6 protein-coding genes and 1 pseudogene are annotated in these 7,349 nt (G+C 72.8%); 1 reads left to right on the forward strand and 6 read right to left on the reverse strand.

Translation table 11 applies throughout. The features are described 5' to 3' along the window. Positions 1–98: 98 nt before the first annotated feature. Complete coding sequence (locus ACTUAL_RS01400) at positions 99–815, reverse strand: D-arabinono-1,4-lactone oxidase (RefSeq protein WP_440898985.1); 717 nt, start codon at positions 813–815, stop codon at positions 99–101. An 86-nt stretch (positions 816–901) separates the two neighbouring features. Beyond that, positions 902–1,150: a phosphopantetheine-binding protein gene (locus ACTUAL_RS01405; RefSeq protein WP_440898986.1), complete on the reverse strand. Its 249-nt coding sequence runs from the start codon at positions 1,148–1,150 to the stop codon at positions 902–904. Positions 1,151–1,368: 218 nt separating this feature from the next. Between ACTUAL_RS01405 and ACTUAL_RS01410 the strand changes: the two genes are divergently transcribed. Further along, on the forward strand, positions 1,369–2,958 hold the full coding sequence (locus tag ACTUAL_RS01410; protein ID WP_096497767.1) for an AMP-binding protein: 1,590 nt from the start codon (positions 1,369–1,371) through the stop codon (positions 2,956–2,958). A gap of 81 nt (positions 2,959–3,039) precedes the next feature. On the opposite strand, the gene ACTUAL_RS01415 is transcribed toward ACTUAL_RS01410, so the two are convergent. From ACTUAL_RS01415 to ACTUAL_RS01430, 4 genes and pseudogenes are all read right to left on the reverse strand, one after another. Next, positions 3,040–4,563, reverse strand: a complete 1,524-nt coding sequence (locus ACTUAL_RS01415) for an AMP-binding protein (protein WP_440898987.1) — start codon at positions 4,561–4,563, stop codon at positions 3,040–3,042. A gap of 96 nt (positions 4,564–4,659) precedes the next feature. After that, positions 4,660–5,586 (reverse strand): ACP S-malonyltransferase, encoded by a 927-nt coding sequence (locus ACTUAL_RS01420; protein WP_096493118.1) that lies wholly within the window; start codon positions 5,584–5,586, stop codon positions 4,660–4,662. Positions 5,587–5,612: 26 nt separating this feature from the next. Further along, positions 5,613–6,872, reverse strand: a complete 1,260-nt coding sequence (locus tag ACTUAL_RS01425; protein WP_440898988.1) for a pyridoxal phosphate-dependent aminotransferase — start codon at positions 6,870–6,872, stop codon at positions 5,613–5,615. Positions 6,873–6,963: 91 nt separating this feature from the next. Further along, positions 6,964–7,349 (reverse strand): annotated as a pseudogene (locus ACTUAL_RS01430) (lysine 2,3-aminomutase); the annotation flags it as partial.

The following is a 7,349-nucleotide window of genomic DNA, read 5'->3' on the forward strand; positions in this document are numbered from 1 at the left end:
TGGGGCCGAGCATCTCCTGAGTGCTCTGCACTGGCGGACGACTTACTAAGCGGACTCATTGGTCCGGATAGTAACAGCTAAACGGACCCTGGAGTCCGCTACGGTCCGAGTACTTTTGTCACATAGGCGTTGCTGAAAGTCCGATGCGGGTCCAGCGAATCCCGGACAGACTGAAAGTCGTCCCAGCCGGGGAAGCTTGGAGCGAGGTCGGCGGCGGTGCGGAAGTGGAGCTTGCCCCAATGTGGACGGCCGTCGACTTCGCGGAAGATCTTTTCGATCTCCCGGAAGTAGGGCTCGTACTCCATGGTCCGGTGCTGGTGAACCGCGATATAGACGGTCGGCCGGCCGTGGGCCTGGCTGATCAGCGCGTCATCCCCGGCCGAGATCCGGCACTCGATCGGCATCGGCAGCGGGAAGCCCTCTCCTTCGATCATTGCCAGCACCCTGTCCAGAACTTCGGGTCCTGCCTCGGCCGGCAGCGCGTACTCCATCTCGTTGAAGCGGATCGTCCGATAGTTGGCAAAGACCCGGTGGGAGAGGTCGATCTGCTCGGACTGAGACATGAAATGGGTCGAGTAACGCGCCATCTTCGGAATCCCGGAACGGAAGCGGCCGGCCAATCTCAGGGCGAGGTCACCCAGGCCGTTCTCGAGAACGACGTCTCCGAGGAACCGGTCAGCCGAAGACCGCGGGGCGAGAGGTTTGTCGGTGCGGTTGCGGCTCAGGGTCAGCGCGGTCCGGGTGTAGGGAAAGACGAAGAATTCGAAGTGCTCGTTCTCCTCGGTGATCCGGTTCCGGCCCGAGGTTATGCGCACCCCGCACGCACGGCGAAGGGGGAGGTCCCGTCCGGGACCTCCCCCTTCCGCGTCGGGCGCTCAGCCCGGCGGCGTGCCGCCCCCGCTCAGGCCGACGGCTCCAGCAACCCCGACCGCGCCGCCCACAGCGTGCTCGGCGTGCGGAACGTCTCGGCCTTCAGGGCGTCGTCGCGGAAGCGCACCGCGAAGCCCTTCTCCAGGTCCGCCAGCAGGTCCACCATCGCCAGCGAGTCCAGGCCGAGGTCGCGCAGGTCCGCGTCCTCGGCCAGCTCGTCGCCCGGCTCGGCGAACGGCAGGTGCTTGCGCAGGATCTCCTCGAAACGCTGGTCCCACATGGACTTCCACCTCACGGGTCAATGGTCCGGCTCATCCCGAAGCTAGCACCGGGAAAACCCCTCCGGAATGATTTCCGCGTCAGGTCGGGGGGTGAATCCACCGGTTAGGGGGCCGCTAGGGGTTTGACTCGGGGCTGGCTCTCCTACCTGCGCTGATAGCGTCGTGGCGAGTCTTTTCGCCCTTTGCCTTCGACGGTGGTTGAGAGGTGTTCCGGAGCATGGTCCGAGAAGTGTTCGCGCGCGCGCAGGAATCAGTCGGGACGCTGCACGAATTCCTGCTCGCGGGAGCCCGGCTGACCCCCGAGGCGCCCGCGGTCGTCGAGTGCGCCAACGGCGAGGTCGGCACGATCTCCTACCGGCAGCTGGAGCGCCGGGTCACCGCGCTCGCCGCGCAGCTCGACGAGCTGGGGCTGGACGTCGGCGACCGGGTCATCCTGGAGTCCGACACCACGCCCTGGTCCATCACCGCCCTCCTGGCGTGCTCGACCCTCGGCCTGACCTACATCCCGGTCAGCCCGGAAACCCCCGCGCAACGCCTGCGCGCCATCGTCGACACCGTCGAGCCCGCCCTGCACCTCCAGTCCGACACCGGCCGCCGCGAGGGCCTCCCCGAGACGGTCGGGCTCGCCCGGTTCGGCCCGGACGGGCTCACCGTCGACCGCGCGCCGCTGCCCCGGATCCGGCACCGCAGGGAGATCACCCCCGCCGACCCGGCGTACATGATCTTCACCTCGGGCACCACCGGCCGCCCCAAGGGCGTCGTGATGAGCCACCGCGCGATCCTGGCCTTCTTCCGGGGGATGCTCGCCCACGGCATCGTCTCCGCCGAGGACCGGGTCGCCACCACCCCGCCGCTCCAGTTCGACTTCTCCCTGCTGGACATCGGCCTCGCGCTCGGCAGCGGCGCGTCCGTCGTCCCCGTGCCGCGCGACCTGCTGCGCTGGCCGCGCCGGTTCCTGCAGTTCCTGCACGACTCGCGCGCCACCCAGGTGGACGGCGTCCCGTCGATCTGGCGCCCCGTCCTCAAGCACGAGACCGAGCTGCTCGGCGAGCTGGGCCGCGGCATCAGGGGCATCCTCTACTCCGGCGAGAAGTTCCCGCTCCCCGAGCTGCGGACCCTGCGCGAGGTGCTGCCGGGCCTGCGGATCGTCAACTGCTTCGGCAGCTCCGAGTCCGTCGCCGCCTCCTTCACCGACGTCCCCGACCCGCTCGGCCCGGACGTGGAGGAGCTGTCCATCGGGCACGCCCACCCCGGCGCCGAGATGACCCTCATCGACGACGAGGACGGCAGCGCGGTCTTCGAGGTCGGCGCGGTCGGCCACATCCACCTGCGCAGCGGCGCCCTGTTCACCGCCTACTGGGACGACCCCGAGGCCACCGCCCGCGCCTTGGTGCCCGACCCGCTCAACCCGCGCTCCGGCCAGGTCGTGTTCCGCACCGGCGACCTCGGCCGCCTCGGCGAGGACGGCGAGCTGTACTTCGTCGGGCGCGCCGACTCGCAGGTCAAGATCCGGGGCAACCGGGTGGAGCTGGGCGAGATCGAGCGCCGCGCCACCGACTTCCCCGGCGTCGCGGCGGCCACCGCCGTGCTGCTGCCCCTCGCCGAGCGGGAACCGGTGCTGGTGCTGTACGTGACCCTGTCGGCGGGCGTCGCGGAGCTGGAGGAGCTGGAGCTCAAGGCGTTCTGCATGGAGGCGCTGCCGGACTACATGGTGCCGCAGAAGGTCCAGGTGCTCGACGAGCTGCCCACCACCGCCAACGGCAAGGTCGACCGGGCCGCGCTGCTCGCCAAGGGCGGCAAGCGCTGACCACGAGCAACGGCGAAGGCCCCGACTCCGCTGGGAGTCGGGGCCTTCGCCGTGTGGAGCTGGTGCGCGACAAGGGTTTCGTCAGCTCGCGGCCATCCGGGCCAGCTCGCCCCGGTCCACCTTGCGGTTGGAGTTGAGCGGGAACTCGGCCACGTGCCGGTAGTCGCGCGGCACCATGCCCTTGGGCAGCACGTCCCGCAGCTCCCGCGACAGCAGCCGCGCGGGCGTGGGCGACCCGGTGTAGTACACCACCAGCTCCAGCCCGTCCCCGGCCTGCCGGGTCACCGCGACCGCGTCCAGCACCCCGTCGCACCCGCGCAGCGCGTGCTCCACCTCGGCCAGCTCCACCCGCCACCCGGCCAGCTGCACCTGCGAGTCCAGCCTGCCCAGGTACACCAGCGTGCCGTCCGGGTGCCTGCGCACCCGGTCGCCGGTGCGGTACCAGCGGCGCCCGCCGCGCTCCAGGAACCGGCCCGCGTCGTCGGACGGGTCGAGGTAGCCCGCGGTGAGCTGCGCGCCGGTCACGCACAGCTCGCCCTCCACGCCGTCCGGCTCGCCGTCCTCGCCCAGCAGCAGCCAGTCGTGGCCCGCGTGCACCTCGCCGATCGGGGTGAGCCCGTTCAGGCACAGGGAGGGCGAGTCCGGGCCCCAGCGGTAGCCGGTGATGGTGATGGTCAGCTCGGTGGGGCCGTAGATGTTCTCCAGCCCCGACCCGGACGCCGCCGCCAACCAGTCCTGCGCGTCGGCCTGGCGCAGCGCCTCACCCGCGAACAGGCTCCACCGCAGCCCCGGCATCGACCCCGCGCCCAGCCCGCCGAGGCGGCGCACCAGCGTGATCGCCGACGGGGTGGAGAACCACACCGTCAGGCCCCGCTCGGCCACGAACGCGGGCAGGTCCCGGTAGGCCGCGCCGGGGATCGGGTGCAGCTGCGCGCCCGCGCCCCAGGCGCAGAACAGGTCGAACACCGCGCAGTCGAAGTTCAGGTCGAACGACTGGGAGAACCGGTCGGCCGAGGTGAAGTCGAACCGCTCCTCGATCACGGTGAAGTAGTGGTCGGCGCTCGCGTGCGTGGTCGGCACGCCCTTCGGGCGGCCGGTCGAGCCCGAGGTGAACAGCACGTAGGCGGTCGACTCCGGGCGCACGTCGACCGGCGCGTCCAGCGGGTCGGCGTCGGGCAGGAACTTGTGGTCCCCCACGTGCGCGGCCAGCGGCGCGTACGCCGGGATCGCCGACTCGGGGCCCAGGGCCTCCAGCGCGGTCAGCCCGGCCTCGTCCACCAGCAGCGCGGACACCCCGGCCGCGTCGAGCATCCTGCGGGTGCGGGAGGCCGGGAACTCCGGGTGCAGCGGCACGGCGGTCGCCCCGGAGTAGAGCACCGCGAGCAGGCCCGCGTACGACTCCAGGGTCTTGTCCGCCAGCACGCCCACCACCGGCGGGCTGCCCGCCGCCCACAGCGCCCCGGCCCAGGACAGGGCCAGCTCGTGCAGCTCCCGGTAGGCGACCTCCCGCCCGTCCGGCAGCCGCAGCGCCACCCCGTCCGGGTTGGCGGCCAGCCCGCGCAGGAAGCGCGCGTGCAGCACGGGGTCGGTCTCGCGCAGGGCCATGTGTCCTCCCAAATCCTCTGGCGCGATCGGAACCGCGCGGTCACGGCAGCCCGGTCAGGCCAGCCCGGTCACAGCAGCCCGGTCACAGCAGCCGGCTCACACCAGCGCGGGCCGCTTGTACGGCCGCGTGGCCAGTCGTGGCGTCGCCGCCAGCACCTCGAAGTTGTCCCTGGTGCACGCGACCCGCCCGAACAGCGAGTCCTGCCCCGCCACGCACAGCCGCTCCACGCCGCGCTCGCGCAGCGCCTCGACCACCGACGGCCACCGCACCGTCCGCACCACGCCGTCGAGCAGCACCGCCCGCACGCCCTCGGCGGTGGTGCGCACCGACCCGTCCTGGTCGGCCACCACCGGCACCGCCGGGTCGCGGAAGGTGACCTGCGACAGCAGCTCCCGCTCGATCCGGTCCCGCAGCCCGCCGAACAGGCTCACGTGCAGCGGCGGGTCCATCTCGTACAGCGGCAGCCCGCCCGCCGCGCGCAGCCGGTCGGAGAACCAGCCCACCCGGTCGCGCTTGAGCGAGACCATCGCGAAGTCCACGTCCACCCGGCACGACAGCTCGTGCCAGTCGTCCAGCTCCGCCAGCGCCGCGTCCAGCACGTCCTGCGGGGTGCGGGCGAACGACAGCGTCACCACGTCGCCGTGCTCGGCGGCGAAGTACTCGGTCTCCACCCGCACCAGCTCGGCCGTCAGCCAGATGCCCTCCTCGGCGCTGAGCGCCCCGGAGTGCACCGCCGCCGCCTTGCCGCCGAAGCTCGCCCCGGTCACCAGCTCCGGCGCGAACCCGTGCTCGTGCTCGGCCCACCGGGCCAGCGCCAGGCAGTTCACCAGGAACCCCACCTGCGCCGCCGCCGAGTAGTCCGAGCCGCTCTCGCGCAGCGCGGCGAACAGGTCGACGCCCAGCACCTCGTCCGCCACGCCCACCAGCTCGCGCGCGAACCGGTTGACCAGCATGAACTTCGCGACGTCGGCGAACTGCACCGGCCCCATGCCGGGGAACGCGATCGCGGTCGGCACGCTCATCCCAGACTCCCTCATCCCGGACCGGCTCAGCCCGCGCTCAGCTTGGTGAACGCCTGCTCGATCGCGGCCAGCGACTCGGCCACGTGCGGCACGGCCGTCGGGTCCGCCGCGGCCATCGCCGCGTGCTGCTCCTCGCGGGTGCCGCCGTACAGCACGCTCGTCGCCGCCCGGAACCGCAGCGCCCGCGCGTCGTCGCCGAAGTGCACGCCCGCCAGCACCGCCACCCCGGACTCGGTGAGCAGGTGCGCTTGCAGCGTCTCCCCGTCCACGACCCCGCGCCGGGCCAGCGGCTCGCGCAGCGGCTCGAAGTCCGGGTACACGTAGAACCCGCCCGTGGGCGGCCGGGTCAGCGCGCCCGCCTCCTCGGCGATCCGCCACACCGCCCGCGCCACCGCGCCGTGCAGCCGCGCGTCCGCGTCGCGCCGCGCCACCAGCTCGGCGGGCTCGTCGAACGCGTACTCGGCGACCGCCTGCATCGGGCCCGCCAGCGTCGACCACACCTCGCTGGCCACCGACGCCACGTCCGCGCGCATCCGCCGCCCGGCCTCGTCGGCGGGGAAGCGGGCCGCGCCGATCCGCCAGCCGCCCAGCGCCAGGCTCTTGCTCAGCCCGGTGATGACGACGGTGCGCGAGGGCGACACCTCGGCGGGGCTGAGGTACTCGAAGTCCGGGTCGTGGATGACGTCCCGGTAGATCTCGTCGGACACCAGCAGGAGGTCCTCCTCCTCGGCGACGGCGCAGATCCGCCGCACCAGGTCCGCCGGGGCGGTGGTGCCGGTCGGGTTGTCCGGCGAGGTCAGGATGACGATGCGCGGGTCGCCGCCCTCGGCGCGGGCCTGCCGCACCCGCTCGCGCAGCGCGTCCGGGTCCGGCACGCCGCCGCACTCGGCGGGCACCGGCACCCCGAACACCCGCTTGCCCGCCAGCACCGCCTGCGGCGCGTACGTCACCCAGCACGGCTGCGCCAGCAGCACGTCGCCGGGCACGACCAGCTGGAGCGCCAGCAGCAGCGCCTTGCTGCCGGGGGCGACGACCACCTGGTCGGGCTCGGTCGGCAGCGACCGCCGGGCGCAGTAGCCCGCGAACGCCCGCAGCACGCCGGGCGCGCCGGGCACCGGACCGTAGGAGTTGCGGTCCGCGCCCTCGGCGAGCCGCTCCACCAGTCCGGGGAACACGGGCAGGCGCGATTCGCCGAACCCCAGGTGCACGATCGGCTCACCGGCGGCCTGGCGCAGCGAGACCAGGTGGTCCAGCGCCAGGTTGGGCGAGATCTTCCGGACGGCCACACCGAGCCCTTTCGTCGTGGGGGAGTGGGGAACGCGGGGGGAGTGCGGGCGCCGGGGTGCGGCGCCCGGCCGAGCGCGGAGAAGGGGGCGCTCAGCCGAGCGCCGCGGTCTGCGGCGCGGCCTTCGGGACCGCGCTGGTCACGGCGGCCAGCAGGTCGGCGGGCGTCGACGGGTCGATCTCCAGCTCGTTCAGCCACGACGCGGTCTCCGAGAACCGGGCCCGGAACGGGCGGCCCACCAGCTCGGGGACGCGCGCCTGCACCATCCGCAACCGGAAGTGCTTGCCGTCCGGCGCGTCCTCGATCCCGTCGACCAGCACCTTGCCTGGCGTGGCGGACATGCTCGGGCCGCGCACCGTGCGCGCCAGGCCCGGCAGCGTCCGGTAGGCGCCCTGGAAGATGTCGACCGCGCGGGCCAGCGGCACCTTGAAGTACTCGCGGGGACCGGTGTCGCGCTCGACGAACATGTAGTAGGGCA

The organism is Actinosynnema sp. (assembly GCF_052038725.1).